Source organism: Massilia sp. X63 (assembly GCF_041023745.1).
Taxonomy (GTDB): Bacteria; Pseudomonadota; Gammaproteobacteria; order Burkholderiales; family Burkholderiaceae_D; genus Telluria.
Map to the genome: position 1 here is coordinate 225911 of NZ_JBFTEF010000002.1, position 25938 is coordinate 251848.

Consider the following 25938-nt stretch of genomic DNA (forward strand, 5'->3'; position numbering starts at 1 on the left):
GCGGTGAGTGAGCGCTAACCTTGTTCGGGAAGCCTGCACAAGACTTCATCAGCGCCATGCGCGCCGCATTGAAGCGCTGCATTTTGCACTGGCGAAAAGACAACATGATGACATGGCCGGTCTTGCTTTTGCAGGGCAAACCTCAGGCGTTGTCGTCCGGCGCGCAGATGTCCAGCTTCTGCATCTGGTAGCGCAGCTGGCGCACGCTGATGCCGAGCAGGCTCGCCGCCTGGGTGCGGTTGAACTGGGTCTGCTGCAGGGCGCGCCCGATGATGTCGCGCTCGACCTGTATCAGGTATTCGGGCAGGTTGCCGGGCAGGCCGTTCGGGCCGAGCAGCGACAGGGCCTGCGGCGCCGGCGCCGCGGCCGCCTGCGCGGCGGGCGCCGGTTCCCGCCCGGACTCGGGCGTCGCGGCTTGCGCCGGCGCCGATGGCGCCGCGGTGCGCGCCTGGCCCTCGCCCGGCCGCGCCGCCTTCAGCGACAGGTCGCCCACCTGGATCACGCCGTCGTTGGCGAAGGCCAGCGCCCGCTCCAGCACGTTTTCCAGCTCGCGGATATTGCCCGGGAAGGAATATGCGCGCAGCGCCTCGAGCACGCCCGGCCCCAGCGCCGCCTGTCCCGGCCCGGCCAGGCGCGCCAGGATCGCGTCGGCCAGCGGGGCCAGGTCGTCGATGCGTTCGCGCAGCGGCGGCAGCGACAGCTCGATCACGTTCAGGCGATAGAACAAATCCTGCCTGAACCTGCCCTGCTCCACGCACCTGGCCAGGTCCTGGTGGGTGGCGCTGATGATGCGCACGTCCACCGGCTCCTCGCTGGTGGCGCCGATCTTGCGCACGCGCCGCTCCTGGATGACGCGCAGCAGCTTGACCTGCATCGGCAGCGGCAGGTCGGCCACTTCGTCCAGCATCAGGGTGCCGCCGTCGGCCGCCTGGAAGAAACCGTCGCGCTCCTCGGCGGCGCCGGTGAAGGCGCCCTTGCGGTAGCCGAAGAACTCGGCCTCCATCAGGGTCTCGGGAATGGCGCCGCAGTTCACCGCCACGAAGGGCTTGCCGGCGCGCGAACTCTGGGCGTGGATCTCGCGCGCGGCGAGTTCCTTGCCGCTGCCCGATTCGCCGGTGATCGAGATCGGCGCGTTCGAGCGCGCCAGCCGGCCGATCTGGGCGCGCAGCGCCGCCATCGCCGGCGAGTCGCCGATCATGCGCGAGCCGGGCGCGGCGCCGTCCGGCCGGGCCGCCGGAGCATCGAGCAGCTTCAGGGCCGAGCGCACCATCAGGCGCAGCGCGTCCAGCGCCACCGGCTTGGAGATGTAGTCGAAGGCGCCCGCCTTGAGCGCCACCACGGCGTTCTCGGCGCTGCCGTAGGCCGTGATGACGGCGATCGGCGTGCCCTTGTGCGAGGCGCTCACTTCGCGCACCAGCTCCAGCCCGAGGCCGTCGGGCAGGCGCATGTCGGTCAGGATCAGGGCGTAGTCGTGTTCCTCGACCAGGCCGCGCGCCTGGCGCAGCGTGGCGGCGCTGTCGACGTCCAGCCCCATCTTGAGCAGGGTGATCTCGAGCAGTTCGCGCAGGTCGGCTTCGTCGTCGACCACCAGGATGCGGGGTGCGGTCATGGTTCTCTCTGTCTGTCAGGCAGCCTGGCCTTCGCGGGCCGGCTGCGAAAAGCTGATCACGAAGCGTCCGCTGGCGCGGCGCGGCCCCATGGCGGCGTCGAAGCGGTATTCGTAGTCGAGCTTCGCGTCGTTGTTCAGGCACAGCTCGCGCGCCAGGTACAGGCCCAGCCCGGTGCCCTTGCTCGAGGTCGTATAAAACGGCTCGAACAGGTGGGCGCGCACTTCGGGTGTGATGCCGGGGCCGTCGTCCTGCACGTGCAGCTCGATGCGGCCGGCGGCGTCGCGCGCCGGAAAGATGCGGATGCTGGCGGGCGCCCGGCTGGCATAGCGGATCGCGTTGCCCAGCAGGTTGAGCAGCACTTCGTGCAGGTGCAGCGGATCGAAGCGCACCGTGTTGTCGCCGGCGTCGCCGACATGGACTATATCATCGGCCAGGTCATGGGTTTCGCAGAATTCGGCCTTCAGCTCGGCGAGGAAAGCCGCCAGCCGCAGCGGCTCGCCGTTCGGCTGCACCTTGCGCGACAGCTGCAGGATGTCCTCGACCATGCGGTTCACGCGCGCCACGTTGTCGCCCATGATCTTCAGCAGGCGCACCTCGGCCGGGCCGTGCAGGTCTTCGGCCAGCAGCGCGGTGGCGTGGCCGATCGCCGACAGCGGATTGCGCACCTCGTGCGCGATGCTGGCGGTGAGGCGCCCCATCGAGGCCAGCTTGAGCTGCTGCGCCTGGTTTTCGATGGCGCTGACGTCCTGCATGAACACCACGCTGCGCCCCAGCGCCACGTCGAGCGTATCGACGCGCGCGAAGCGCAGCTTCAGGTGCACCGGCTGGTCGCGCCGGCCGCGCAGCGGGCCGGCCTCTTCGTGATAGGGCTTGACGGTGACGAAGGCGGCGCCTTCGGCAGGCGCGCCTAGCCAGTCGGCGAAGGCCTGGTCAAGCGGCTCCAGTCCCGGCGCCTCGCCGAGCCGGAAGGCCGCCACCTCGCCCTCCAGGCCAAGCATGCGGCGCGCCGCCGGGTTGCCGGTAAAGACCGTGCTGTCGTCGCCCACCACCAGGATGCCGTCGCCGACGTCGGCGATCACGATGCCGTTGATCGCCTGCTGGACCCGCAGGTCGGCGCCGCGCTGCGCCGCCAGCTCTTCCTGCTTGATCAGGCGCGCCGCCAGGCGGTTCACCAGCAGCGTGCCGGCGAAGAAGGCGGCGCCGTACAGGCCGGCCTGCATCAGCGGCGGCTGGCGCTCCTGCATGAACACCTGCCAGGTGCTTTCCGCCAGCAGGAACAGCGTGGCGACGGCGCTCGCGAACAGCGCCAGCGTCAGCGGCGCCAGGATGGCGGCGCCGGCCAGCGGGAACAGGTACAGGATCGCCAGGCCGCTGCGCATGCCGCCGGTTTCCAGGTAGAGCAGCGAGATCACGGCCAGGTCGACCGCGATCTGGCAGCCCAGCTGCAGGGCGAAGCGGCGCCGCCACCAGGTGCCGAGCGCGCCGAACACCAGCGCCGCCGCCAGGTAGGCCAGGCAGGTGCGGGTATTGACGCCATCCAGGCGCAGGCCGCCGCCGCTGAAGCTCACGCCCAGGTAGAGCAGCAGCACCAGCGCGATGACGACGCGGGTGATGGTGAAGGTCTGGAGCGAGCGCCACAGGGTCGTGCGCGCTTCGCGCGACAGCGCCGCCTTGGGCGGAACCGGGGACGTCATCGGCCGCCTTACTGCGGCGGCAGGCGCACGTGGCCCGGCGAGCAGTAGTCGTGGCCGTCGGCGTGGATCGCTTCGGATGCCGGGAAGTGGATGCCGCAGTGCGCGCACTGGGTCATGGTTTCGATCGCGGGCACGGAGGTCTCGCGCCGCTGCTGCTGTGGCGGCTGCCGGTCGAGCGGCGGCTGCCGGCGCGCCCCCAGGCCCTTGAGCTTGGCGCGCACGGCCATGACGACCAGCCCGATCAGCAGGAGCCAGAACAGGATGCGGCTCATGCGATCCCCCGGTGCAGGACGACTTCGAGCACGAAGCGGCTGCCGACGTAGGCCAGCGCCAGCGTGGCGAAGCCTGCCAGGGTGAAGCGCAGCGCGGTCTTGCCGCGCCAGCCCTGCCAGCGGCGCCCCGCCAGCAGCGCCGCGAACAGCAGCCAGGACAGCAGCGCGAACACGCTCTTGTGGTCGAGGCGCAGGGCGCTGCCGAACAGCTGTTCGGAGAACACCACACCCGACAGCACGGTCAGGCTGAGCAGGATGAAACCGATCCAGATGACGCGGAACAGCAGCTTTTCCATGGTCAGGAGGGCCGGCAACTGGTCCAGCGCGCTGCCGAGCCAGCCGCCGCCGGCGCCGCGGGTGTGCAGCCGCGCCTCCTGCAGCGCCATCAGCACGGCGTGGAAGGCGGCAATGGTGAGCGTGCTGTAGGCCAGCACCGCGACCGCGACGTGCCAGCCGAAGGCGGGCGACTGGCCGTGCAGCGCCAGCAGGCTGCCCGGGAACAGCACCGGCAGCAGCGCGGCGACGCAGGCGAAGGGCATCACCAGGCGGCGCATGCCGTCCAGGGCGAAGTTGCGGTTTTCCAGCCAGTAGGCGGCCACCGACACCCACAGTGCGCTGGACAGCATGATGGCGAAGCCGACGCGCAGCCGGCCGGGTTCGGACACGTCGAGCCCGAGCGCGGCGCCATGCACCGCCCAGGCCGCGGCGGTGACGCCAGAGATGAGGGCGCCCCGGCGCGACGGCAGCAGGGCGCACACCGCGTACAGCAGGGCCGCGGCGAGGAAGAGGGAGTTCTGCATAATAAGAGTCTACACCATCGGGAAATGGTGGGGGCGGGCTCCTCCCCTGCCCCTAAGCCTTATTCAAGAGCGCGCGAGGCTAGTCCACCGCCGCCAGCCGCAACTCGTCGGTATGGTGGCGCTGCTGCTCTTCCATCACCATCACCCCCAGTTCCCGCTTGAGCGCATTGAATACCGGCGCGGCCGGGTCGCGCATGCGCGGGATCTCGACCAGCAGGTCGCGCTTGATGGTGCCCGGCCGGTAGGTCATCACGACGATGCGGTCGGCCAGGAAGATCGCTTCCTCGATGCTGTGGGTAACGAAGATGATGGTCTTGTTCAGCCCGGACCAGATGCGCAGCAGCTCTTCCTGCAGGTTGCGGCGGGTGAGCGCGTCCAGGGCGCCGAAGGGCTCGTCCATCAGCATGATGGGCGAATCCAGCGCCAGCACGCGCGCGATCGCCACCCGCTGGCGCATGCCGCCCGACAGGTCCTTGGGAAAGCGCTGGCGGAAGTCGCCCAGCGACAGCATGGACAGCAGCTCGCCCACCCGGTCGCGGATCGCGCTCTTGCTCATGCCCTTGATGTGCAGGCCGAAGGCGATGTTGTCCTCCACCGTCATCCAGGGGAACAGCGCGTATTCCTGGAACACCATGCCGCGCTCCGGCCCCGGCGCGGTGACCGGCTTGCCGTCGACCGCGATGGTGCCGCTGCTGGGCAGCGAAAAGCCCGCCACGGCGTTGAGCAGGGTCGACTTGCCGCAGCCCGAGGGGCCCAGCAGGCAGGTGAACTGGCCGCGCGGGATGTCCAGGTGGATGTCCTGCAGCGCGGTCACCGTCCTGTCTCCGGTGGCGAAGACCTTGTTGACGCCCTCGACCCGGATATGCGGCTCCGGGACCTGCGCTTGGAATGCATGCGGTGCGTTCATGTCATTGCTCCAGGCCGCGGTGCCAGCGCAGCAGGTGGTTGTTGAGGCGGTTCATGGCGATGTCGATGGCCAGGCCGAGCATGCCGATGGTGATCATCCCGGCGATGATCTTGTCCGACCAGAAGTACTCGCGCGCTTCCAGGATGCGGAAACCCAGTCCGTTGTTCACGGCGATCATCTCGGAGACGATCACCAAGATGAAGGCGGTGCCGATCCCGATCCGCACGCCCGACAGGATGTAGGGCACGGCGGCCGGCAGGATCACGCGCAGGAACATGGTGGCCCCGCCGGCGCCCAGGTTGCGCGCCGCGCGCAGGTAGATGCCGTCCACGTGGCGCACCCCGGCGATGGTATTCATCAGCACCGGGAAGAAGGCGCCCAGCGCGATCAGGAACACCGCCGGCGGGTTGCCGAGCCCGAACCACAGGATGGCCAGCGGGATGTAGGCGATCGGCGGGATCGGGCGCAGGATCTGCACCAGCGGGTTCATCCAGGCATACACGAGGCGGCTCGCGCCCATCGCCAGCCCGAGCGGCAGCGCCAGCCCGGCCCCGATGGCGAAGCCCACCACCACCCGCACCATGCTGGTGTAGATGTCGATCGGCAGCTCGCCCGACAGCGCCCACTTCCACCAGCCGCCCTCGGTATAGGCCTCGAAGGGCACCAGCGGCAGCAGGTAGGCCACCCACTTGCGCCCGACGTCGAGCGGCGCCGGCAGCACCTGCGGATTGACCCAGCCGTTCATCGCGACCCACTGCCACAGCAGGAGGGCCGCCACCGGCACCACCGCGCCCAGGGCCATCTCGCTCCAGCGTTCACGGGAAAGGGCGCGCCGGTTCCTGGTCGTCGTCGTCGTCATCGTCGTCTCCTCGCTCATTTCACGTCCAGGCTCTTCTTGGCGGCCGCCAGCAGGTCGGTGCGCACCCAGTCCCGCGCCAGCGGCGGCCGCGCCATGCGCCCGACCCCGGTGCTGGCCATGATGTCGGTGGTGACCTGGATGTGCTCGGGCGTGATGTCGAAGGAATACGGCGAATTGCGGATCGCGTCCTGGAAGTCCTCGCTCGTGATCTGGTTCTTGAACACCACCTCGCGCACGTACTTCTCGGCCACGGCCGGCTGGTCGATGAAGGTCCTGGTGGCCTCGACGAAGCAGCGCATGAACTTTTCCGCCACCGGACGTCGCTCGCGATAGAACTTCTCGGTCATGACCATGGTGCGCACCGGCTCGCCGACCGGCGTGTCGTAGGGCTTCAGGACCTCGGCGCCGAAACCCTTGTTGATGGCCTGCGAAGACTGCGGCTCGGACTGCATCATGGCGTCGATCTGCTTGCCGAGCAGCGCCCCGTTCAGGTCGGCATACGGCAGGAACACCAGCTGCACGTCCTTGCCGGGCGCAGCGTCGGCCTTCAGGCCGTGCTTGGCCAGCTGCGCCATCAGCAGCACTTCCTGGATCGCGCCGCGGGTCACTCCCACGCGCCGGCCCTTGAGCCCCGCCACGCTGCGGATCTGCAGTTCGGGCCGCGCCACCAGCCGGGCGCCTCCCTTGGCGAAGCCGGCCACCACGACGATCGGCGCCCCGCCGGCGCGGCCGGAGATCGCAGCTTCCGAGGCGGTGGCGCCCACGTCCAGCTCGCCGGCGATGATGGCCTGCATCACGTCCAGGCCCTTCGGAAACACCTTTTCCTCGACCCGGATGCCGCACTTGGGCGCGATCTCCTTGATGTACGATACCGCGCCGAAGTGCGCGAACTTCAAATTGCCGAGCCGGACCACGTCCTGGGCCCCGGCGCCGCCTGCTGCCAGCAGGGCGGTCGCGGCGAGGATGCTGCCGAATACCTTGATCATGCGTCGTTCTCCCTTATGCAAGACAGATAGTGTCATCCGTGTCTGCCACGATGAAACATACGCGGCACAGTGGTCGATGCTGAGGGGAAACGGCCTAGAGGTACGTGAGTTATGTCAAAAACGGCAAGGTTTCCAACTGATCGGGAACATCGCCCTTGAGGAAAAACTGCGCTAGATCGCTGCCCTGGTCGAACTCGGCGGCCTGTGCAAGGTAAAATGGCGGATGATCGAATGCGCCCGTATTCGAATGCCGTCGTATATATAGTCAGGTAAAACATGTTAGATAACCTTACCCAACGCCTAGCCAAGGTCGTCAAGACGATGCGCGGCGAGGCGCGCCTTACCGAGGCGAACACCGCCGAGATGCTGCGCGAAGTGCGCATGGCCCTGCTCGAGGCCGACGTGGCGCTGCCGGCGGTGCGCGAATTCATCGCCAAAGTGAAGGAAAAAGCGCTGGGCGAAGAAGTCATCGGCTCGCTCAGCCCGGGCCAGGCCCTGGTCGGCGTGGTGCAGCGCGAGCTGGCCGCCCTGATGGGCGCCGACCTCGGCCCCGAAGCCACCCAGCTGTCCTTCGCCCAGCAGCCGCCGGCGATCATCCTGATGGCCGGCCTGCAGGGCGTGGGCAAGACCACCACCACCGGCAAGCTGGCCAAGTATTTAAAAGAGCAGAAGAAAAAGAAGGTCCTGACCGTCTCCGCCGACGTCTACCGCCCCGCCGCGATCGCGCAGCTGGAATCCGTCACCAAGCAGGTCGGCGCCGACTTCTTCCCGAGCAGCGCCACCGACAAGCCGGTCGACATCGCGAAGAATGCGCTGGACTGGGCCAGGAAGCACTACCACGACGTCCTGATCATCGACACCGCCGGCCGCCTGGGCATCGACGAAGCGATGATGCAGGAGATCGCCGCGGTGCACGCCGCCGTCAATCCGGTCGAGACCCTGTTCGTGGTCGACGCCATGCTGGGCCAGGACGCGATCAACACCGCCAAGGCCTTCAACGACGCCCTGCCGCTCACCGGCGTGGTGCTGACCAAGCTCGATGGCGATTCGCGCGGCGGCGCGGCCCTGTCGGTGCGCCACGTGACCGGCAAGCCGATCAAGTTTGCCGGCGTGTCCGAGAAGCTGGACGGCCTGGAAGCCTTCGATCCGAGCCGCATGGCCAACCGCGTGCTGGGCATGGGCGACATCCTGGCGCTGGTCGAAGAAGCGCGCAAGGGCGTGGACGCCGAAGCGGCGACCGAGCTGGCGAACAAGATCAAAAGCGGCGGCAAGTTCGACATGAACGACTTCAAGGCGCAGCTGACCCAGATGAAGAAGATGGGCGGCATGTCGGGCCTGCTGGATAAACTGCCGGCGCAGTTCCAGCAGGCGGCAAGCGGCGCCAACATGGACCAGGCCGAGAAGCAGGTGCGCCGCATGGTCGGCATCATCGACTCGATGACGCCGCTCGAACGCGCCAAGCCGGACCTGATCAAGGCCAACCGCAAGCGCCGCATCGCGGCCGGCGCCGGCGTGCAGGTGCAGGAAGTGAACCGCATGCTGAACCAGTACGACCAGATGCAGACCATGATGAAGAAGCTCAAAGGCGGCGGCCTGATGAAAATGATGCGCGGGATGAAGGGCATGATGCCCGGCCTGCGCTGATCTTCCTGCACTCCCCGAAAACCGCGCGGGCACTGGCCTGGCGCGGTTTTTTACATTCGGAAGCGCGGTTTTTTCAATTGGAGCGCTCCCAGTGTGCGATAGCGCGCATTTCGGGGCTTATCAGAGTGAAAAAATTTCGAAAAAGACTTGCATGAACAGTAAAAGGCCACCAATATAAGCCGGTGCGTCGATAACGCAACTTTCCCTGTGATCGTTTTAGGAGGCTCGAAGATGGCAACAGCCAAAAAATCCACCGCAGCGCCGGCCAAGAAAGCAGCTGCCAAGCCAGCCGCAGCGGCCAAGCCTGCAGCAAAAAAAGCAGCTCCAGCAAAAGCAGCAGCGAAGCCGGCAGCGGCACGCAAGCCGAACGCCGCTTTCATGAAAGAGATGACGCCGTCGGGCGAACTGGCAGCAGTGGTCGGCAACAAGCCGCTGCCACGCACCGAAGTCACCAAGAAGGTCTGGGACTACATCAAGAAAGAAAACCTGCAAGACGCAGCGAACCGCCGCATGATCAACGCCGACGACAAGCTGAAGGCTGTCTTCGGCGGCAAGGCCCAGGTGTCGATGTTCGAAATGACCAAGCTCATTTCGGACCACCTGAAGTAAGCACTGGCCGGCTGTCCAGTAGCCTTGCAAACGAAAAGCCCCGGGAGACCGGGGCTTTTTGTTTTTGCTTCAGCTTTGTAGGGTGGCCGGCTTCGCCGACCACCCTACGGTCAACGCGCATCCTGCTCTACAATCCCGCCGCCGCCTTCATCAGGTGGAAGACCTGGGTATTCTCCATCGTCCCCTTGAACGGCGCCGAGCCCGCGCCGGTCGCATACAGCTTCACGTCGCCGCCGCCGTGCGACTCGTACACGGTGCGCACGCCTGCTTCCTGCTGGTAGCCGTCGGCCTGCGCCTGCGCGCTGTCGACGTCGGCGCGCAGGTCGGGGCGCAGCTTGCCGTTGCCGAAGACCAGGGCGGTGAAGGTCTTGCCGTCGGCGTCCTTCTTCGGCTCGCCGGTGGCGTAGTCGTGCACGATGTCGAGCACCTTGCTGCCGCGCTTCGGGTAGCCGTTCAGGACCATCGTGTGGTCATGGTCGGCCGTCACCACGATCAGGGTGTTTTCCAGCCCCGGGTCGATTTGCCGCATGCGCTCGATCGCGGCCTGGATCGCCTCGTCGAAGGCCACGGTGTCGGCCAGCGCGTTTTTCGCGTTGTTGTCGTGCAGGGCGTGGTCGATCTTGCCGCCCTCGACCATCAGGAAGAAGCCGTCCGGATCGTTGGAGAGCAGTTCGATCGCCTTGAGCGCCATCTCGCTCAGGGTCGGCTGCTCCGGGCGGCGTGCCAGGGAATAGTCCATGTGGGTGTCGGCGCTGTAGAGGCCGACGAACTTGCGGCCCGGGCGCGCCGACATCATGTCGGCGCGGCTGCGGCCGACGGCGTAGCCCTGGGCCGCGAATTCGGCCACCAGGTCGCGCCCGTCCGCACGGCCCTTCGGATTGCTCGCCTTGTCGTAGGGGGTGAAGTGGTGGCGGCCGCCGCCCATCAGCACGTCCACGCCGTCTTTCAATGCGGTGTTGTAGCCCTGCCCGCCCGGCACGATCTGGCGCGCGATGCTGTAGGCCGCGTCACGGTGGCACACGTGCGAGAAGGTCGAGGCCGGGGTGGCGTGGGTCAGCTCGGTGGTGGTGACGGCGCCGACGGCACGGCCGGCAGCCTTGGCCAGTTCCAGGATGGTCGGCACGATCACGCCGTCGTTCGGCGCGCACTTGTCGATCGTGCGGTTGCCGTTGGCGTCGCGCTCGGGGTCGATGGCGCGCGCATCCTTGATCGAGATGCCGTCCTGGTTGATCTTCACGCCGGTCATGTAGGCGCCCATCGAGGGCGCGCTGTCGGTGGTCTGGAAGTCGTTCGAATAGGTCTTGATGCGCGCGGTGCGCTCCAGCCGTTCGAAGTTCAACAGGCCCGCTTCGCCGTGCCCGAAGATGCGGGCGGCGGTGATCGCGGTCGGACCCATGCCGTCGCCGAGGAAGAAGATGATGTTCTTGGCCTGCGGGGCGGCGGCCACGTTGGCCGCGCCCACGCTGAAGACGCCGGCGGCCAGCAGGAGGGAAAGTCGTTTGTGCATGGTGGTCTCCTTACAGGCCGGCTGCGGTCTTGATCAGGCCGAAGACGCGGGTGTTGTCGATGGTGCCGCGGAACAGTTCCGCGCCGGCGCCGGCGGCGCCCAGGTAGACGTCGGTGCCGCCGTGCGTCTCGGCGCCGGTGCGGGTGCGCACCACCGCTTCCTGGTGGTAGTCGTCGCGCGTCACGATCTCGTCGGTGAGGGCCGGCTTGGTCGCGCGGCTGCCATTGGTGCGGTTCTCGCCGTTGCCGAAGCCGATGATGGTGAAGGGACGGCCCTCGCGGTCCAGCTTCGGGCTGCCGTCGCCGTTGCGCACCAGGCCCAGCACGCCCGGATTGGTCGGGGTGGTCTTGCCGGTGCGGACCGTGTAGCCGTTCAGGAGCAGCGTGTGGTCGTGGTCGGCGGTGGCGACCACCAGGGTGTTCTTCAGGCCCGGATCCAGCGCTTCCATCTTGTCCAGCGCGGCCTGCATGGCGTCGTTGTAGGACACGGTTTCCTGCAGCGCGCGCTTCGCCAACGTGGCGTGCAGCGCGTGGTCGATCAGGCCGCCCTCCACCACCAGGAAGAAGCCTTTGCCCTGGGCGCCGGCATGCGGCGCCAGCAGGTCGATGGCTTTGCGCGTCATCTCGCTCAGGCTGGGCTGCTTCGCCTGGTCGCGCACGGCGTCGTAATCCATGTGGTTCTGGGCGAACAGGCCGATGGCCGGCTGCTGCGGGTTGGCGCCGAGCGCATTGAACTGCGCCGTATCCGACACCACGCGGAAACCCTGCTGTCCCAGTTCGGCCAGCAGGTCGCGGTTGTCGGCACGCTTGCCGCCGCGGGCGAAGGGCGTGAAGAACTGGGCGCCGCCGCCGAACAGGACGTCCAGGCCGCGGCTTCCCAATGCATTGTTGTAGCCGGCGCCGCCCGGCACCAGCATGGCCGCGAAGTCGGTCTCGAGCTTGCGGTGGCAGCCATGGCCGTAGGCGGATGCGGGGGTCGCGTCGGTGACGCTGGTATTGGTCACCACGCCCAGCGCCATGCCGCGGCGGCGCGCCAGTTCCAGCAAGGTGGTCGCGGGCGAACCGTTCTCGCACTTGCTGACCAGGGCATTGCCGTTGGCGTCCTTGCCCGGCGCGATCGAGCGGGTGCCGGCGGACATCGAGATCACGCCGTTGTTCTGCTTCACGCCGGTCATGTAGGCAGCCATGCCGGCGGCGCTGTCGGTGACCATGGCGTCGTTCGAGAAGGTCTTCACGAAGGCCGATTCGGGCAGGCGGTCGATGGTGAGCTCGCCCTCTTCGCCGGCGTGGAAGATGCGCGCGGCGGTCAGCGTGTTCAGGCCCATGCCGTCGCCCAGGAAGAAGATCACGTTCTTCGCACGCTGCTCCTGGTAGGCCTGGGTGGGCGCCTGGGACGGCGCCTGTGAAGCGGGCGGCACGGCGGCGCAGCCGGCCAGGGCGGCGGCCAGGACAGTCAGGGCCGCTGCGGCGAGGGGGGACAATCGCATGGGAACCTCTACGTCGGGAAATCGCAGAGTTTACACCTTGCCAAGTGCATATGGCGGGGGGAATTGTTGCGGGATTGTTGGCGCCGCGTCAGGCCTTCGGCCCGAACTCCCACTTCTTCCAGGCCGCCAGCACCGCGTTCGGATACTGCGGCTTGCCGCGGCTGCCGTTGTAGCGGCCGAGGGCCAGGTAGAGGTTGCCGCGCTCCATGTCGATGTACATGCGCAGGATCGAGCAGCCATAGCGCAGGTTGGTCTGCATGTGGAACAGCATGCGGCGGTCGCTGTCGCCGATCACCTTGGTCCAGAAGGGCATCACCTGCATGTAGCCGCGCGCGCCGGCGATCGAGATCGCGTACTTGCGGTAGGCCGACTCCACCTGGATCAGGCCCAGCACCAGCCCCGGATCGAGGCCGGCGCGGGTGGCTTCGTACCAGACCGCTTCGAGGAACTCGGTGCGCGACAAGGCGTCGGGGATGCGCTTGACGAGCCGGCGCGACATCTCGTCGAACCAGGCCTGGTAGCGCGCCCGCGCCTGCGCGTCGCGCAGCACCGGTTTCGGCGGCCGGCTGTCGTGGATGGCGTTGGCCAGGGCCAGGCGCACCGCGTCGGCCAGCTGCTCCTCTTTCTGGTTGCCGGCCTGCGCGGGATTACCCAACAGTGCGCCGAGCAGCAAGGCGCCGGCGAGCAGCGCGCTCGCCGCCGAAGGGAACAGCGTCACTGCGCTCACTTGCCCAGCTTGGCCTTGATGAAGGCGAGCATGCCGTCGACCGGCACGCTGGTGGCGGCTTCGTCGCGGCGGCCCTGGTATTCCAGGTTGCCTTCCTTGAGGCCGCGCTCGCCGATCACGATGCGGTGCGGCACGCCGATCAGTTCCCAGTCGGCGAACATGGCGCCCGGACGCAGGCCGCGGTCATCCAGGATGACGTCGATGCCGGCGGCGCTGAGTTCCGCGTACAGCTGCTCGGTTCTCTCCTTGACCATCTCGCTGCGGTCCAGGCCCATCGGGCACAGCACCAGCTCGAAGGGGGCGATGGCGTCCGGCCAGATGATGCCCTTGTCGTCGTAATTCTGCTCGATGGCGGCGCCCAGGATGCGGGTCACGCCGATGCCGTAGCAGCCCATCTGCAGCGGGGCCGGCTTGCCGGCTTCGTCCAGGAAGGTGGCGCCCATCGCTTCCGAGTAGGCGGTGCCGAGCTGGAACACGTGGCCCACCTCGATGCCGCGCTCGATCGCCAGCACGCCCTTGCCGTCCGGCGAAGCGTCGCCCTCGACCACGTTACGCAGGTCGGCCACGATCGGCTCGGCCACGTCGCGGCCCCAGTTGGCGCCGGTGTAGTGGTAATCGAGCTCGTTGGCGCCGCAGACGAAGTCGGCCATGTTGGCGACGGTGCGGTCGGCAACCACGGTGACCGGCAGCTTGGTACCGATCGGGCCGAGGTAGCCCGGCACGGTGCCGTAGGCTTCCTGGATTTCGGCTTCGGTCGAGAAGCGGAAGTCCTTCAGGCCCGCGACCTTGCTGACCTTGATCTCGTTCAATTCGTGGTCGGCGCGCAGCAGCAGCAGGAAGTAGTTCTTCTTGCCTTCGTTCTCGACGGTCAGGGCGATGCTCTTGACGTGCTGCTGCAGCGGGATGTTCAGCAGCTCGGCCACGGCTTCGCACTTGGTCTTGCCGGGGGTCGAGGTCTTGGTGAGCGGCTGGGTGGCCGCGCCACGCTCGCCGCCGGCCAGCGCTTCGGCGGCTTCGATGTTGGCGGCGTAGTCCGAGCTCGGGCAGTACACCAGCGCGTCTTCGCCGGTGCTGGCGATGACGTGGAATTCATGCGAGCCGGTGCCGCCGATGGCGCCGTTGTCGGCCGCCACCGCGCGGAACTTCAGGCCGAAACGGTTGAAAATGCGCGTGTACGCCTCGAACATATTCTCGTAGGACTTCTGCATGCCCTCGACGTCGCGGTCGAACGAGTATGCATCCTTCATCGTGAATTCGCGGCCGCGCATCAGGCCGAAGCGCGGGCGGCGCTCGTCGCGGAACTTGGTCTGGATGTGGTAGAAGTTGATCGGCAGCTGGCGGTAGGACTTGATCTCGCTGCGCACGACGTCGGTCACGACTTCTTCCGAGGTCGGCTGGATGGCGAATTCGCGGCCGTGGCGGTCCTTGACGCGCATGAGCTCGGGGCCCATCTTGTCCCAGCGGCCGGTCTCCTGCCACAGTTCGGCCGGCTGCACGAGCGGCATCAGGAGCTCGATGGCGCCTGCCTTGTTCATTTCTTCGCGGATGATGTTTTCGACCTTACGGATGATGCGCAGGCCGGTCGGCATGTAGGTGTAGATGCCCGAACCGAGCCGCTTGATCATCCCGGCACGCATCATCAGCTGGTGGCTGACGATTTCGGCGTCGGAAGGCGCTTCTTTGAGAGTTGAAATAAAAAATCGTGAGGCACGCATATCCGTGAATTCTTTTTAAAAAGAGAGGGTTATAATCGACCTAATTTTAAAGGATTAGCTGGCTGATGCGTCCAATCTTTCTACAAATGGGTCCGGAACAAGCATCACTCCTCCCGTCGGCAAGCAGCCGACCGGGTCGGCAAGGCACTTTGTGGGTAAAAATATAAGAGAGTCGGACAATACCCCAGGAGCAAGGCGCAGCGTCGAAGACAGTACTTTGGTACGGCGAGACGATGCAACGCAGCTATTGGGGGAATTGTCAGGCGCTCGAAGGATCGTACGGCCGGCAGAAAGTTTCGAGGTGCACTTATGCTCGATCGTGAAGGGTTCCGCCCCAACGTCGGCATCATCCTGCTGAACGCCAACAACGAGGTGTGGTGGGGCAAGCGGGTGCGCGAGCACTCGTGGCAATTTCCGCAAGGGGGTATCAAATACGGCGAGACGCCGGAACAGGCGATGTACCGCGAGCTCGAGGAAGAAATCGGCTTGCGCCAGGAGCACGTCAAGATCGTGGGCCGCACCCGCGACTGGCTGCGCTATGAGGTGCCCGACCACTTCATCAAGCGCGAGATCCGCGGCCACTACCGTGGCCAGAAGCAGATCTGGTTCCTGTTGCGCATGATGGCGCGCGACAACGACGTCAACCTGCGCCTGACGGATCACCCCGAGTTCGACGCCTGGCGCTGGCACGACTATTGGGTGCCGCTGGACGTGGTCATCGAGTTCAAGCGCGATGTCTACCAGCGTGCGCTGCAGGAATTGTCGCGTTTCATCACCTGGCCGGCCAGGGGCCCGCATGGCGAGCGCCGCCATAGCGCACGCTACCTGCGCCAGCCGCACGGCCGCGGGCAGGGCGCCGGCAAGGGGCCGCAGCAGCCGGCAATGGCTGCGGCAGCCGCCACGGCCTCGGCCGCGGCGCCAAGCCTGCCGGACGCGCTGGTCCTGACGCAGGAAAAATAGGCAAGCCGCGTGGACGGGTGAAGCGGGCAACATGCTTCACCCGGCTCCCCCGGTTCGCGCGAAGCGCCGGGCGCCCGCGCCCATCGGGGCCGGCCGGCAAGGCAGGCGGCATCGCGCTACAATGCCGCCTCCGTTTCTTTTTCTTCCCTTCCCCATGTTTACTCCGTCCTCGCACGACGTACGCCGCTTTTTCTGCGAAGCCCTGCGCAAGCAGCGCAACGGCGAGATCCTGAGCCCGATGGACGCCATCGCGGCCGACTGGATCGTCCAGCATCCCGAATACCACGCCGAACTCGAAGACGTGGAAGCGGCCATTGCGCGCGACTATTCGGTCGAAGGCGGCAAGCCGAACCCTTTCCTGCACCTGTCGATGCACCTATCGATCGCCGAGCAGGTGTCGATCGACCAACCGCGCGGCATCAAGGCGGCGCACGACCTCCTGGTCAGCCGCATCGGCGAGCACGAGGCGCACCACCAGATCATGGAATGCCTGGGCGAGATGATCTGGACCTCGCAGCGCAATGGCTTGCCGCCGGATACCGAAGCGTATATCGAATGCGTGCGCCAGCGCGCCACCCGCTAGCGGCTGCATTGCGGTAAAACGATTCAAAAATGCGGCAGATGCCGCATTTTTTGTATCATGTTCCGAGTTGCAACGTTTTCAGCGCTTTATGCATACGTCATTGCTTGAAGGGAAATATTCCCCGTAGTATTGACGCATGAACCCACTCTTCCGCCGCGCCTCCGTGCGCCTGGGCCTTGGCCTCGCCTGCGCCCTCGTCCCCCTCGCCCACGCCAGCGCCGAAGCGGCCAAGTGCGCCTATACCCCGATCGGCAAGCTGCCGCTGCGCTATACCGGTCCGGGCCTGGAGATCACCACCGAGGGCAGCATCAACGGCACCCCGGCCGAGCTGCTGGTCGACACCGGCGCCTATGCGACCGTCCTGACCCGCACCGGCACCGAGCGGCGCGGCATCCGGCTGTATCCCACCGGCCGCCGCGCCAGCGGCTTCGGCGGCACCTCGCCCGTGTACGCCTCGATCGCCAACGAATTCATCGTCGGGCCGGTGCGCGCGGGCCGCAGCAACATGCCGGTGCTGGGCAGCTTCGGCGATACGCCCTCCTACGACGGCATCCTCGGCGCGCCCTTCCTGTTCCAGACCGACGTGGAAATCTCGCTGGCGGGCAAGCAGCTGACCTTCTTCGTCCCCGAAAAGTGCGGTGGCGCCTGGCTCGGCTATTGGGCCCAGGACGTGCAGGAGGTCCCGCTGCGGCGCCACGACCAGAACCACATGAACCCCAAGTTCTTTGTGCGCATCAACGGCAAGGAACTGGAGGCGATGATCGACACCGGGGCCGCCTTCAGCGTGATGACCGCCGACGCGGCCAAACGCGCCGGCATCTCGCTCGACGGACCCGGCGTCACGCGCGGCACCGACATCGGCGGCGTCGGCGACTACGCGGCCTCGCGCTGGCATGTGGCGACCACTTTCCAGATCGGCGAGGAAATCGTCAAGAACGCCGACATCGGCATCGAGGACTCCGGCCTGAACATGGCCGACGTGGTGCTGGGCGCCGACTTCCTGCGCGCCCACCGGGTGCTGTTCGCCCTCAGCCAGAACAAGCTGTACTTCTCCTACGTGGGCGGCGAACCCTTCGGCCAGCGGCGCAAGCTCGAGCCCTGGGTGATGGCCGAAGCGCAAGCCGGCAATGCCGACGCCCAGTACGTGGTGGCGGCGGCCTACCGCAACGGCAAGCTGGCGCCGCAGGACAACACCCTTGCCGCCGAATGGCTGGACAAGGCCGCCAAGGGCGGCAGCCCCTACGCCAACCTGTACAGCGGCCGCAAGCTGCTGGCCGGGCGCGACTATGCCGGCGCCGCCGCCCGCCTGCGCAGCGCGCTCGACAAGCTGCCGGCCGAACGCCACGGCGCCCTGTGGCTATACGTCGCCCGCATGCGCGCCGGCCAGCCCGAACTGGCGAAGTCGGAACTGGCCACCATCTTCACGCGCACCCAGAACGACGAATGGCCGAAACCGATCGGCGAGTTCTACCTCGGCAATCTCTCCGCCGACAAGCTGCTGGCGCAGGCGGGCGACGCCAACAGCGAAGGCAAGGAACGCCGCTGCGAAGCGCTGGCGGCGATGGGCGACTGGTACCGGGCACACGCCCAGCCGGAACAGGTAAAAGGCATCGACGCCCAGATCGCGGCCAGCTGCACCACGCCCGAGCTGACCTATACCAGGCTGGGCGACTGAGCCGGGGGAGCGCTCGTAGAGCGCCTGACAAAACCCCAAGAGCAAGGCGCAGCGCCGCAGTGGCGGACCACGAAGACAGTACGCTAGTACGGCGAGACGATGCAACGCAGCTGTTGGGGGAATTGTTAGGCGCTCGTAGAGCGCCTAACAAAACCCCAAGAGCAAGGCGCAGCGTCGACGACAGTACGCTAGTACGGCGAGACGATGCAACGCAGCTGTTGGGGGAATTGTTAGGCGCTCTTAGCCGAGCTTGTCGTCGGCGACGTGATAGCGCGGATCTTCCAGCACATTCACTTCGATCATGTCGCGGGCCTTGCCGAGCAGTTCGCGGCAGTCCGGGCTCAGGTGGCGCAGGTGCAGGCGCTTGCCCAGCGCGCGGTAGCGCTCGGCCAGGGCGTCGATGGCCTGGATCGCCGAATGGTCGACCACCCGCGCGCGCCGGAATTCGATCACCACGTCCTGCGGGTCGTCCTTGGGCGCGAACAGCTCGTTGAAATTGGCGACCGCGGCGAAGAACAGCGTGCCTTCGAGCTCGTAGACCTTCCATCCCTGCGCGTCCACGCCCGTTTGCACGCCGATCTGCCTGGCGTGCTGCCAGGCGAACACCAGCGCCGAGACGATCACGCCGGCCAGCACCGCCACCGCCAGGTCGAAGGCCAGCGTGATGCCCGCAACCAGCACGATCACCAGCGCGTCGGCGCGCGGCACCTTGCCGAACAGGCGGAAGGTGCCCCACTCGAAGGTCTTCTCGCACACGAAGAACATCACGCCGATCAATGCCGCCAGCGGGATCTGTTCGATCCAGTGCGAACCGACCAGGATGAACGCGAGCAGGAACAGCGCGGCCACGATGCCCGACAGGCGCCCGGTGCCGCCGCTGTTCACGTTGATCATGCTCTGGCCGATCAGGGCGCAGCCGCCCATGCCGCCGAACAGGCCGGTGATGACGTTGGAGGCGCCCAGCGCCAGGCACTCGCGGTTCGGCTGGCCGCGGGTGTCGGTGATCTCGTCGACCAGGGTCAGGGTCAGCAGCGACTCGATCAGGCCGACCCCGGCCAGCACCAGCGCATAGGGGAAGACGATGCGCAGGGTCTCCAGGTTCCAGGGCACCGCGGGCAGCGCGAAGCTGGGCAGGCCGCCGGCGATCGATCCGAGGTCGCCCACGGTCTTGGTGTCGACGCCCAGCAGCGCGCAGCCCGCGGTGGCCGCCAGGATCCCGACCAGCGTGCTTGGCACCGCCCTGGTCAAGCGCGGGGTGAGGTAGATGACCGCCATGGTCGCGGCGACGATGCCCAGCATGGTGGCCAGCGCGGCGCCGCCCATCCACTGCGGCGTGCCGTCCGGGCCGGGCGTCTTGAAGTGGCCGAACTGGGCCACGAAGATCACCAGCGCCAGCCCGTTGACGAAGCCGAGCATGACCGGGTGCGGCACCATGCGGATGAATTTACCCAGGCGCGCGGCCGCGAACAGCAGCTGCAGCACACCCATCAGCACCACCGCGGCGAACAGGTATTGCGGCCCGTGCTGCACCACCAGCGCGGTCATCACCACCGCCAGCGAGCCGGCCGCGGCCGAGATCATGCCGGGACGCCCGCCGAAGCTCGAGGTGATGAAGCACACCAGCACCGCGGCATACAGGCCGGTGAGGGGCGAAACCTGGGCGACCAGGGCGAAGGCGATCGCTTCGGGGACGAGCGCGAGGGCGACGGTCAGGCCGCTGAGCAGGTTGGTCTTGATGTGGGAGGGAGATAGAGGCGGCATGGTGAGGAGAGCGTCGGCCAAAAACAAAATCCCCCCGCCGGCTGCCCGGTCGGGGGGATCGACAGTTTACCAGCTCGACGCCGGCAACGCTGCAGGAATGCTTATTTGCTGACCACCAGCTGCGACGGCAGGCTGGCCAGGTAGGCGCCGATGTCCGCCATGTCCTGGTTCGACAGCGGCTGCACCTGCCCCGCCATGATCGGATTGGTGCGGCCGTTGGCGCCGGCGCCGCGCTTGTAGGCGCGCAGGGCGTGGGTGATGTAGTCCGGATGCTGGCCGGCCAGCTTCGGGTAGCTCGGGTCGATCGGCTTGTTGAAGTCGGCGCCGTGGCAGGAGGCGCAGTTGTACTTCTTGGCCAGCGCCTCGCCCTTCTGGACGTCGGCGGCTGCGGCATTCAGGCAAAAAGCGCCGACGACCAGCGCGGAGAACAGTTTTTTCATTGGCTGGTCCTTAGCGTTTGGCGTTGGCGGGGGTCTGCAGCGCATAGTAGGCGGCGACGTCGGCGATGTCCTGGTCGCTCAGCGACTTGGCGATGCCGACCATCGACGGATGCTTGCGCTCGCCCTTGCGGTAGGCTTTCAGCGCGCTCTCGATGTACTTGGCCGACTGGCCGCCGATCATGGGAACCTGGTAGACCTCGGGGAAGCCGGTCTTGTAATGCGGGATGCCGTGGCAGCCGATACACATCTCGATCTTGGCCGGTGCTGCTTTCGGATTGCCGACGACTTCCGCCGCGGCGGCCGCGCCGGTCGTGATGGCGGTGGCGGCAAATCCTGCCAATGCCAGTACTGCTAAAGATTTTTTCATGGGTGTGGCTCGTTAGTTGTAATTCGAATACCGCAAACGCACAAAAAGTTAGCAAATGGACTACCAACCTGTCGATTCTATCTGAAGAGTTGTCCCCAGTCTACAAACGCACACAGCCCTGTCCCCGTGCATGTTCTGGAATATACTCGCCTTCATTTCACTCCCATCCGACCACGCCCATGCACGCTTCCCCACGCTTCGAAGGCAGCGACAACTACGTCGCCACCGCCGACCTCAAACTGGCCGTCAACGCCGCGCTGACCCTGGGCCGCCCGCTGCTGATCAAGGGCGAGCCGGGCACCGGCAAGACCATGCTGGCCGAGGAAGTGGCGGCCGCACTCGACATGCCGCTGCTGCAGTGGCACGTGAAGTCCACCACCAAGGCCCAGCAGGGCCTGTACGAATACGACGCGGTGTCGCGCCTGCGCGACTCGCAGCTGGGCGACGAGCGGGTGCGCGACATCCACAACTACATCGTCAAGGGCGTGCTGTGGCAGGCTTTTACCGCGCCGGAGCCGGTGGTGCTGCTGATCGACGAGATCGACAAGGCCGACATCGAGTTCCCGAACGACCTGCTGCGCGAACTGGACCGCATGGAGTTCTACGTCTACGAGACCCGCGAAATGGTGGTGGCCAGGCACCGCCCGCTGGTGATCATCACCTCGAACAACGAAAAGGAACTGCCGGACGCCTTCCTGCGCCGCTGCTTCTTCCACTACATTAAATTCCCGGACCGCGAGACGATGGCCGACATCGTCAAGGTCCACTTCCCGACCCTGAAACAGGACCTGCTCGCCGCCGCCCTGCAGAGCTTCTACGAGCTGCGCGAGGTCGCCGGCATCAAGAAGAAGCCCTCGACCTCGGAATTCCTCGACTGGCTCAAGCTCCTGCTGGCCGAGGACATCCCGGCCGAGGCCTTGCGCAGCCAAGATAGCAAGGCCATCGTGCCGCCGCTGCACGGCGCCCTGCTGAAGAACGAGCAGGACGTGCACCTGTTCGAGCGCCTGATCAGCATGTCGAGGATGAACCGATGAGCAGGCCGATCCGGGTGGAGCCGGTCACGCTCGAATTCAACGGCCTGCGCCTGGAACCGCTCGCGCCCCACCACGAGGACGGCCTGCGCGCGGCGGCCGGCGACGGCGAGCTGTGGAAGCTGCGCGTCACCAGCGTGCCCGAGCCGCACGACGCCGCGCAGTACATCGGCAGCGCGCTCGACACCCGCGACCGGGTCGCCTTCGCCGTCATCGATACGCGCAGCGGCGCCCTGCTCGGCACGACCAGCTACCACGACATCGTCGCCGCCGCCGCCCGCGTCGAGATCGGCTACACCTGGTACGCGAAAAGCGCGCAGCGCACCCACGTGAACACCAGCTGCAAGCTGCTGCTGCTGTCGCACGCCTTCGATACCCTGGGCTGTGGCGTGGTCGGCCTGCGGACGGACTGCGAGAACCTGGCCTCGCAGGCCGCCATCGAGCGCCTGGGCGCGCACAAGGACGGGACCATCCGCCACCACGCCCTGCGCCGCGACGGCACCGTGCGCGACACGGTCATGTACAGCATCCTGCGCAGCGAATGGCCGGCGGTGAAAAGCGCGCTGCACGCGCGGCTGGAGCGGCACGCAAGGAACTAGCATGCTGATCGATTTCTTCTACACGCTGCGCGACGCCAAGGTGCCGGTCACGATCAAGGAATTCCTGACCCTGCTGGAAGCCCTGCAGCAGGGCGTGACCGCGCCCTCGCTCGACGAGTTCTATTACCTGGCGCGCCTGACCCTGGTGAAGGACGAGGCCCATTTCGACAAGTTCGACCGCGCCTTCGGCGCCTACTTCAGGGGCGTGGAAGCGGTGTTCGACGAGAAGGCCGACATTCCGCTCGACTGGCTGCTCAAGCGCTTCGAGCGCGAGCTCACGCCCGAGCAGCGCGCCGCGCTGGAAAAGCTCGGCTACGACAAGCTGCAGCAGCGCCTGGAAGAACTGCTGAAGGAGCAGAAAGGGCGCCACGAAGGCGGCAACAAGTGGATCGGCACCGGCGGCACCTCGCCCTTCGGCAACGGCGGCACCAACCCGGAAGGCATCCGCATCGGCGGCCAAAGCCGCAACCGGACGGCGGCCAAGGTGTGGGAGCAGCGCAGCTACCGCGACTACGACGACGAGCGCGAACTGGGCACCCGCAACATCAAGGTGGCGCTGCGCCGCCTGCGCCGCTTCGCCCGCCTGGGTGCAGCCGAGGAACTGGCGCTGGACGACACCATCCGCGCCACCGCCAGCAATGCCGGCTACCTCGACATCCGCATGCAGCCCGAGCGCAAGAACCGGATCAAGGTGGTGATGCTGCTGGACGTGGGCGGCTCGATGGACGACCACATCGAGCGGGTCGAGGAACTGTTCTCGGCCGCCAGGAGCGAATTCAAGAACATGGAGTTCTATTACTTCCACAACTGCGTCTACGACTACCTCTGGAAGAACAACCGGCGCCGCCACAGCGAGCGCTTCCCGACCTGGGACGTGCTGCGCACCTACCCGAACGACACCCGCGTGCTGTTCGTCGGCGACGCCACCATGAGCCCCTACGAGGTGCTGGCGCCGGGCGGCTCGGTCGAGTACAACAACGAGGAAGCCGGCGCCGCCTGGCTGGCGCGCTTCACCAGCGCCTTCCCCAAGTTCGCCTGGCTCAATCCCGAGCCGGAACACCTGTGGGAATACCGGCAATCGATCGCCGTCATCAAGCAGATCATGAACCACCGCATGTTCCCGATCACGCTCGAGGGGCTGGAACGGGCGATGCGGCTGCTGTCGAAGTAGACACCCGGCGCCTCAATCGTGCGCGCAGGTCCCTCTTGTAGAATTAACAAAAAGATCACATGTAGGGTGGGCAGGTATCCTGCCCACGCGTTCAGCCAGAGCATGCGACGCGACAAGGCATCCGTAAGTTGAACGCGTGGGCGGCAAAGCCGCCCACCCTACGACAACCAAGAGGAGCGCTATGCCCGACCTGCTGCCCATCCTGACCAGCCTCGCGTGGCCGATCGCGCTCGCCGTCGCCTGGCTGGCCGGCGAATTCGGGCAGCGCTACACCAAGCTGCCGCGCATCAGCTTCTACGGCCTGGTCGGCTTCGCGCTGGGCAGCTCGCAGATCGGCGTGCTGCCGGCGCCCGACGCGGGGCCGGTGGCGCTGCTGGCCGACGTCGCCTTCGGCCTGATCCTGTTCGAGCTGGGCTACCGCATCAACCTGCGCTGGCTGCGCCACAATCCCTGGATCGGCGTGGCCGGGCTGGCGGAAAGCCTGCTCACCTTCGCGCTGGTCTACCTGGTCGCCCTGGCCTTCGGCACCTCGCAGCTGATCGCGCTGATGATGGCCGCGCTGTCGATGGGCACCTCGCCCGCCACCATCGTCCGCGTCATCAACGAGCAGCGCAGTTCGGGCCAGGTCACCGAGCGCGTGCTGCACCTGACCGCGCAGAACTGCGTGCTCGCGGTGTTCGCCTTCAACGCCATCGTCGGCTTCTGGATCTTCCGCACCTTCGACGCGATGGGCGAAGCCCTGTGGCACAGCCTGCTGGGCCTGGCCGGCTCGGCCCTGGTCGGCGCCGTGTTCGGGGTCGCGGTGCCGGCCCTGCTGCGCGCCATCCACAATCCCCGCCAGGACGCCACCGTCGCCTTTGCGCTGGCCGTCGTGCTGCTGGTGGCGATCTGCGACGCCGGCACGCTGTCGCCGTATATCGCCACGCTGGCCTTCGGCCTGACCGCGCGCTACCGGCGCATCGCCTTCAGCCAGGCGCAGCGCAACTTCGGCACGCTGGGCGAAGTGCTGACCGTGTTGTTGTTCCTATACGCCGCCTCGACGCTCGACTGGCGCCAGGTCGCCGGCGGCAGCGCGCTGGCGCTCGTCGTGGTGCTGGTGCGCCAGCTGGCCAAGACCGCCGGCGTGACCGCCTTCGCCCACCTGTCCGGCGTGTCCTGGCGCAAGGGCGCGCTCACCGGCCTGGGCCTGGCGCCGCTGTCGGTGTTCGTGATCCTCCTGATCGAACATGCGCGCCACGCCGGCGTGCACGTGGTCGAGGAATTGCGTGCGATGGCGGCGGTGACCATGCTGCTCGAGGTGTTCGGCCCCGTCATCATCCAGCGCGCGCTGGTCTGGGCGCGCGAATCGTCCACCGAGGCCCCGGAGCAAAGCCATGCCGCTTGAAGCCTTCTCCCCCTCGCAGCCGCTCACCTTCGGGGTCGAGCTGGAACTGCAGCTGGTCAGCCTGTCGGATTTCGACCTGACCGCGGCCGCGCCCGACCTGCTGCACCTGCTGAAGCGCAAGCCCTTCCCCGGCAACGTGACGCCCGAGATCACCGAGAGCATGATCGAGATTAACTCGAGCGTGCACTCGAGCTACGGCCCGCTGCTGGACGAGCTGCGCGAGATCCGCGACACCCTGGTGGCGGCCGGCGACATGCTCAACATCGGCATCGCCGGCGGCGGCACCCATCCCTTCCAGCACTGGTCGGAACAGAAAATCTCGAGCAAGCCGCGCTACGAATACCTGTCGCAACTGTACGGCTACCTGGCCAAGCAGTTCACGGTGTTCGGCCAGCACGTGCACATCGGCTGCGCCAGCGGCGACGACGCCCTGTACCTGCTGCACGCACTGAACCGCTACCTGCCGCACTTCATCGCCTTGTCCAGCTCCTCGCCCTTCGTGCAGGGCGTCGATTCCGGCTTCGATTCGGCGCGCCTGAATTCCGTGTTCGCCTTCCCGATGAGCGGACGCGCGCCCTTCGTGCTCGGCTGGCAGGAGTTCACCGAGGTGTACTTCGCCAAGATGGAGCGCACCAACATCATCAAGAGCATGAAGGATTTTTACTGGGACCTGCGCCCCAAGCCGGAATACGGCACCATCGAACTGCGCGTGTGCGACACGCCGCTCACGGTGGAGCGCGCGGCGGCGCTGGCGGCCTACCTGCAGGCGCTGTGCCGCCACCTGCTCCAGCGCAGCGAAGAGCCGCCGGTCGAGGACGACTACCTGGTCTACACCTACAACCGCTTCCAGGCCTGCCGCTTCGGGCTGGAGGGCGCGATCACGCATCCCAAGACCTACGCCAACCTGCCGCTGCGCGAGGACATCCTGGCCACGCTCGAGAAGATGATGCCGCATGCCGAGGCGCTGGGCAGCGTGGAGGCCCTGCAGCACCTGGCCGAGGCGGCCCGCGACGGCAGCGATGCGGCGCGCCTGCGCCGCCACTACGAGCGCGACGGCAGCGTCGCGGGCATGGTCAACGCCGCCATCCAGCAGTTCCGCGGCGAGCGGCGCATGCGTCCGGTGCGCTAACCGGGCGTCGAGCATGACGCAG

General features: G+C 66.9%; 24 protein-coding genes. 10 read left to right on the top strand and 14 right to left on the bottom strand.

What is annotated here, in order from left to right; genetic code table 11:
- Nucleotides 1–142: 142 nt before the first annotated feature.
- The 7 genes from AB3347_RS05160 to AB3347_RS05190 form a co-directional block, all read right to left on the bottom strand.
- Nucleotides 143–1609, bottom strand: coding sequence for a sigma-54-dependent transcriptional regulator (locus tag AB3347_RS05160; RefSeq protein ID WP_369090709.1), 1467 nt, complete (start codon nucleotides 1607–1609; stop codon nucleotides 143–145).
- Between the two features lie 15 nt (nucleotides 1610–1624).
- Nucleotides 1625–3304 (bottom strand): PAS domain-containing sensor histidine kinase, encoded by a 1680-nt coding sequence (locus AB3347_RS05165; protein WP_369090710.1) that lies wholly within the window; start codon nucleotides 3302–3304, stop codon nucleotides 1625–1627.
- 8 nt (nucleotides 3305–3312) lie between these two features.
- Entirely contained in the window at nucleotides 3313–3576 is a 264-nt protein-coding gene (locus AB3347_RS05170) for a PP0621 family protein (RefSeq protein ID WP_369090711.1), read from the bottom strand.
- Nucleotides 3573–4376: an inner membrane protein YpjD gene (locus AB3347_RS05175; RefSeq protein WP_369090712.1), complete on the bottom strand. Its 804-nt coding sequence runs from the start codon at nucleotides 4374–4376 to the stop codon at nucleotides 3573–3575. Before AB3347_RS05175 ends, AB3347_RS05170 begins: the two co-directional genes overlap by 4 nt.
- A 79-nt stretch (nucleotides 4377–4455) precedes the next feature.
- Nucleotides 4456–5283, bottom strand: coding sequence for an ABC transporter ATP-binding protein (locus AB3347_RS05180; RefSeq protein ID WP_369090713.1), 828 nt, complete (start codon nucleotides 5281–5283; stop codon nucleotides 4456–4458).
- Nucleotide 5284: 1 nt separating this feature from the next.
- Nucleotides 5285–6085: an ABC transporter permease gene (locus AB3347_RS05185; protein WP_369091073.1), complete on the bottom strand. Its 801-nt coding sequence runs from the start codon at nucleotides 6083–6085 to the stop codon at nucleotides 5285–5287.
- Nucleotides 6086–6156: 71 nt separating this feature from the next.
- The gene (locus AB3347_RS05190) at nucleotides 6157–7128 is read right to left on the bottom strand and encodes an ABC transporter substrate-binding protein (protein WP_369090714.1); all 972 of its coding nucleotides are present in this window, start codon (nucleotides 7126–7128) and stop codon (nucleotides 6157–6159) included.
- 276 nt (nucleotides 7129–7404) lie between these two features.
- Here AB3347_RS05190 and ffh point away from each other — a divergent pair, with 276 nt between their 5' ends.
- Together ffh and AB3347_RS05200 are read left to right on the top strand one after the other, a co-directional pair.
- Nucleotides 7405–8772, top strand: coding sequence for a signal recognition particle protein (gene ffh / locus AB3347_RS05195; protein ID WP_369090715.1), 1368 nt, complete (start codon nucleotides 7405–7407; stop codon nucleotides 8770–8772).
- Between the two features lie 231 nt (nucleotides 8773–9003).
- On the top strand, nucleotides 9004–9381 hold the full coding sequence (locus tag AB3347_RS05200; protein WP_369090716.1) for an SWIB/MDM2 domain-containing protein: 378 nt from the start codon (nucleotides 9004–9006) through the stop codon (nucleotides 9379–9381).
- Nucleotides 9382–9508: 127 nt separating this feature from the next.
- On the opposite strand, the gene AB3347_RS05205 is transcribed toward AB3347_RS05200, so the two are convergent.
- From AB3347_RS05205 to AB3347_RS05220, 4 genes are all read right to left on the bottom strand, one after another.
- Nucleotides 9509–10888 (bottom strand): alkaline phosphatase, encoded by a 1380-nt coding sequence (locus AB3347_RS05205; protein ID WP_369090717.1) that lies wholly within the window; start codon nucleotides 10886–10888, stop codon nucleotides 9509–9511.
- 10 nt (nucleotides 10889–10898) lie between these two features.
- The gene (locus AB3347_RS05210) at nucleotides 10899–12374 is read right to left on the bottom strand and encodes an alkaline phosphatase (RefSeq protein WP_369090718.1); all 1476 of its coding nucleotides are present in this window, start codon (nucleotides 12372–12374) and stop codon (nucleotides 10899–10901) included.
- Between the two features lie 88 nt (nucleotides 12375–12462).
- The gene (locus AB3347_RS05215; RefSeq protein ID WP_369091074.1) at nucleotides 12463–13086 is read right to left on the bottom strand and encodes a lytic transglycosylase domain-containing protein; all 624 of its coding nucleotides are present in this window, start codon (nucleotides 13084–13086) and stop codon (nucleotides 12463–12465) included.
- A gap of 11 nt (nucleotides 13087–13097) precedes the next feature.
- Complete coding sequence (locus tag AB3347_RS05220) at nucleotides 13098–14816, bottom strand: proline--tRNA ligase (RefSeq protein WP_369090719.1); 1719 nt, start codon at nucleotides 14814–14816, stop codon at nucleotides 13098–13100.
- A gap of 309 nt (nucleotides 14817–15125) precedes the next feature.
- Between AB3347_RS05220 and AB3347_RS05225 the strand changes: the two genes are divergently transcribed.
- From AB3347_RS05225 to AB3347_RS05235, 3 genes are all read left to right on the top strand, one after another.
- Nucleotides 15126–15776, top strand: a complete 651-nt coding sequence (locus AB3347_RS05225; RefSeq protein WP_369090720.1) for an RNA pyrophosphohydrolase — start codon at nucleotides 15126–15128, stop codon at nucleotides 15774–15776.
- A gap of 154 nt (nucleotides 15777–15930) precedes the next feature.
- Nucleotides 15931–16359: a DUF1841 family protein gene (locus tag AB3347_RS05230; RefSeq protein WP_369090721.1), complete on the top strand. Its 429-nt coding sequence runs from the start codon at nucleotides 15931–15933 to the stop codon at nucleotides 16357–16359.
- Nucleotides 16360–16495: 136 nt separating this feature from the next.
- Nucleotides 16496–18034 (top strand): aspartyl protease family protein, encoded by a 1539-nt coding sequence (locus AB3347_RS05235; RefSeq protein ID WP_369090722.1) that lies wholly within the window; start codon nucleotides 16496–16498, stop codon nucleotides 18032–18034.
- Nucleotides 18035–18274: 240 nt separating this feature from the next.
- Here the strand turns inward: AB3347_RS05235 and AB3347_RS05240 are convergent, their stop codons facing one another.
- From AB3347_RS05240 to AB3347_RS05250, 3 genes are all read right to left on the bottom strand, one after another.
- On the bottom strand, nucleotides 18275–19795 hold the full coding sequence (locus AB3347_RS05240) for a SulP family inorganic anion transporter (protein WP_369090723.1): 1521 nt from the start codon (nucleotides 19793–19795) through the stop codon (nucleotides 18275–18277).
- Between the two features lie 101 nt (nucleotides 19796–19896).
- Complete coding sequence (locus AB3347_RS05245; protein ID WP_369090724.1) at nucleotides 19897–20235, bottom strand: cytochrome c; 339 nt, start codon at nucleotides 20233–20235, stop codon at nucleotides 19897–19899.
- Nucleotides 20236–20245: 10 nt separating this feature from the next.
- On the bottom strand, nucleotides 20246–20602 hold the full coding sequence (locus AB3347_RS05250) for a cytochrome c (RefSeq protein WP_369090725.1): 357 nt from the start codon (nucleotides 20600–20602) through the stop codon (nucleotides 20246–20248).
- A 179-nt stretch (nucleotides 20603–20781) separates the two neighbouring features.
- Here AB3347_RS05250 and AB3347_RS05255 point away from each other — a divergent pair, with 179 nt between their 5' ends.
- The 5 genes from AB3347_RS05255 (at nucleotide 20782) to AB3347_RS05275 (ending at nucleotide 25916) form a co-directional block, all read left to right on the top strand.
- Nucleotides 20782–21636 carry an AAA family ATPase gene (locus AB3347_RS05255; RefSeq protein ID WP_369090726.1) on the top strand — a complete coding sequence of 285 codons (855 nt, stop codon included), beginning with the start codon at nucleotides 20782–20784 and terminating at the stop codon, nucleotides 21634–21636.
- Nucleotides 21633–22232 (top strand): GNAT family N-acetyltransferase, encoded by a 600-nt coding sequence (locus AB3347_RS05260; protein WP_369090727.1) that lies wholly within the window; start codon nucleotides 21633–21635, stop codon nucleotides 22230–22232. Before AB3347_RS05255 ends, AB3347_RS05260 begins: the two co-directional genes overlap by 4 nt.
- A gap of 1 nt (nucleotide 22233) precedes the next feature.
- The gene (locus tag AB3347_RS05265) at nucleotides 22234–23403 is read left to right on the top strand and encodes a VWA domain-containing protein (RefSeq protein WP_369090728.1); all 1170 of its coding nucleotides are present in this window, start codon (nucleotides 22234–22236) and stop codon (nucleotides 23401–23403) included.
- A gap of 181 nt (nucleotides 23404–23584) precedes the next feature.
- Nucleotides 23585–24787 (top strand): cation:proton antiporter, encoded by a 1203-nt coding sequence (locus AB3347_RS05270; RefSeq protein WP_369090729.1) that lies wholly within the window; start codon nucleotides 23585–23587, stop codon nucleotides 24785–24787.
- Nucleotides 24777–25916: a YbdK family carboxylate-amine ligase gene (locus AB3347_RS05275; protein WP_369090730.1), complete on the top strand. Its 1140-nt coding sequence runs from the start codon at nucleotides 24777–24779 to the stop codon at nucleotides 25914–25916. Before AB3347_RS05270 ends, AB3347_RS05275 begins: the two co-directional genes overlap by 11 nt.
- The last annotated feature ends 22 nt before the right edge of the window (nucleotides 25917–25938 follow it).